At 69.9% G+C, this 2,861-nt stretch carries 2 protein-coding genes and 1 pseudogene; 2 read left to right on the top strand and 1 reads right to left on the bottom strand.

The features are described 5' to 3' along the window. Positions 1-285: 285 nt before the first annotated feature. Complete coding sequence (locus tag ABT063_RS51800; protein WP_351069317.1) at positions 286-495, top strand: hypothetical protein; 210 nt, start codon at positions 286-288, stop codon at positions 493-495. 219 nt (positions 496-714) lie between these two features. Here the strand turns inward: ABT063_RS51800 and ABT063_RS51795 are convergent, their stop codons facing one another. Continuing rightward, positions 715-2,175, bottom strand: coding sequence for an aldehyde dehydrogenase family protein (locus ABT063_RS51795; protein ID WP_351069316.1), 1,461 nt, complete (start codon positions 2,173-2,175; stop codon positions 715-717). A gap of 366 nt (positions 2,176-2,541) precedes the next feature. On the opposite strand from ABT063_RS51795, the pseudogene ABT063_RS51790 reads away from it, so the two are divergent. Beyond that, a pseudogene (locus ABT063_RS51790) lies at positions 2,542-2,861 on the top strand (superoxide dismutase); the annotation flags it as partial.

The raw sequence follows: 2,861 nt of genomic DNA, 5'->3' as shown, positions 1-2,861 counted from the left end.
ATGATCGAGTGCCCGTCGGCGCACTCCAGCACGATCCGCGACCGCTGGGCCAGCGCCTGAGCCGTCGTGCGGCGACGCACCCAGCCCTCCAGCACAGCCCGCTGGGCATCGGTCACCGACAACGGCGGAATCTTCGGACCCGGACGACTCATACCGAACCAACGACGAATCTCCGACTCAGGTCACTAGTGCAGCTTGACTCCGTCCGCCCGGGTGACTGGGCTGCGGATCCTGAAGGCCCGCTCTGAAAGGGCGGGCCGACGGCGCTGACGTCAGTGTGCGCAGGTGCGGTACTTGTACCCGGCCCTGCCGCCAGTCACCGCTCGCCGGGCGGGTGTCACGGCGATGGCGGCGGGGGAACGGCCGGGCCTGTCGCCGGTCCGAACGCCGTATCCGGTGCTGGCCGCCTTCACCTTCAACACTGCGGAGAACGGCGGGTTGCTGACCACGCTATGGCACGGGGCGCCGCCGAGCGGCAGCGGCATGACAGCCTGACCGGGGTCGGCGTGGGGATGCCGTCCTGGCGTCCATGCCCCTGCTGGACCAAGGAAGGCTCGGTGGTGATGACGCCGCTGATCACCCCACCTTCGACGGACGGAGAGAAGAGGATCACCAGGGGCATGCTGCGTAACTCGTGAGTCTGCTCGTTCGTGCCAATCGGCCGGAAGGGCCCGCGGCCGGCGCAAGGCGCTCGGAGCGGACCCTGTCGAGGGTTCAGGCGAGGGAGATGACGACCGACTTGGTTCGCGTGTACGACTGCAGGGCCTCCGGCCCGGATTCGCGGCCGTAGCCGGACTGCTTGACGCCGCCGAAAGGCACGGCGGGATCGAGCATGGCCCAGTCGTTGACCCAGACGATGCCGGCGTCGAGTCGCGCGGCGACGCGGTGCGCGCGTGCCAGGTCGGAGGTCTGCAGACCGGCGGCCAGTCCGTACGGCGTGCTGTTCGCGAGCGCGATCGCCTCGTCCTCGGTGTCGAAGGGCTGGACGGTCAGGACCGGGCCGAAGATCTCCTCCTGGACGGTGCGAGCGTCGTTGTCCAGACCGGCGATGACGGTGGGCTTGTAGTAGTAACCACCGTCGAGTTCCATCCGCTCGCCGCCGACGACGATACGGCCGCCGTCCTCGACGGCCGCTCGCACGTACCGCTCGACGTTCTCCAGGTGCCGCTCGCCGGCCATCGGCCCGACGACGGTGGCCGGGTCGAAGGGGTCGCCGACGGGGACCGCCGGGACCGCCTCGGCGAGGATGCCCAGCGCGGTGTCGTACAGGGACCGGTGGACCAGGAGCCGGGGTCCGCCCATGCAGAACTGTCCGGTGTTGAAGACGAAGCCCTTGATGATCGCGCCGATCGCCTTCCCGACGTCGGCGTCCTCGAAGACGATGTGCGGCGCGTTGCCGCCCAGCTCCATGGTGACCGGCTTGAGCCCTTCGCCGGCCGTGCTCGACGCCAGGCGGCCGACCCTCGTCGACCCGGTGAAGGCGATCTTGTCGACGCCGGGGTGACGCACCAGTGCCTCGCCGAGGACGGGGCCGCTGCCGGTGACGACGTTCACCACGCCTGCTGGAACGCCGGCGTCGGCGAGGATCTCCGCCATCAGCAACGCGGTGAGCGGGGCCTCGTCGGCCGGTTTGTGGACGAGGGTGTTGCCGACCGCCAGCGCGGGCGCGAACTTCGACGTGCTCAGGATCAGCGGGAAGTTGAACGGGGTGATGGCTCCCACCACGCCGATGGGCTCCCTGCGGGTGTAGGCGTGGGAGGGGACGGGGATCTCCCGCGTGGCCCCGTCGACCGTCTGTGCCAGCGCCGAGTAGTACTCGTACGTCTCGGCCACGGTCTCCACGTCGACCGCTCGGCTGAGCGAGACGGGCTTGCCGACGTCGAGGCTCTCCACGGCGGCGAGCTCGTCCGCACGTTCGCGCACCAGATCGGCCACCCGGTGCAGCACACGGGCGCGCTCTCGGGCCGGCGTCCGGGGCCAGGGCCCCGCGTCGAAGGCCTCGCGGGCGGCGGCCACCGCGGCGGCGAGATCGGCCCCGTCGGCCTCCGCGACCGTGGTGACGACTTTGCCGGTGGAGGGGTCTATGACGTCGCGCCGCTCCTTGGACTCCGCGTCCCGCCACTCTCCGCCGATGAACAGCCTGCCCGGTTCGATGTGCGGTCGCTGCACGCTCATGCCCGCTCGCCTTCCCGGTGCGGCGCGCGGCCGCCACCGTACTCACGCCGGTCGCGCCACTGCGGCCGGCAGGTTTTCGGATGATGGCCCAGCGGTGACGGCCTGGACAGAGAGCCGGGAGGCAAGCGCCGGAAGTAAGGACGAATGACGTATCCCGGGCACGACGTTCGGCCTTGCCAGGTCGGCGGGTTGTCGAGTGGCTCGCCTTCACGGTCGGCGCTCGTACCGACCCGGCGGCTTTCCGTCCGATCGACCGAAGAGAGTCAGGACATTCGTCGCTGTGTCCAAATGCTTGAACTCTAAAGAATTGGTTCAGGTGCCCAGCCGGACCGGCACGGCCCGTTGTTTTCCGTGGAAGGACGATCGATGACAACTTCTCTCGCACGCAGGCAGATTCTCGGCGCGGGCATCGCTCTGGGGGCGACGGCCCTGATCGGTGGTACGGCACATGCCTCCCCGCGCACCGCCGGATCATGGCCCAAGGAGTTCTCGCTGCCCAATGGCTGGGGGCCGGAGGGAGTCGCGATCGGCTTCGCGCCGTACGCCTACTTCGGGTCGATCGCCACCGGCGGTGTGTACCGGGTGGACCTCGCGAGCGGCAAGGGCAAGGTGGTGCACCGCGGCCTGGGACGCATGACGGTCGGGCTGAAGGTGGACGCTTGGGGGCGGCTGTTCCTGGCGGGCGG

It is taken from the genome of Streptomyces sp. NPDC002838, assembly GCF_040295365.1.
In the GTDB taxonomy this organism is placed as follows: Bacteria; Actinomycetota; Actinomycetes; order Streptomycetales; family Streptomycetaceae; genus Streptomyces.
The sequence above is the reverse complement of the archived record's forward strand: the minus strand, read 5'-3'. Positions and strand labels throughout refer to the sequence as shown.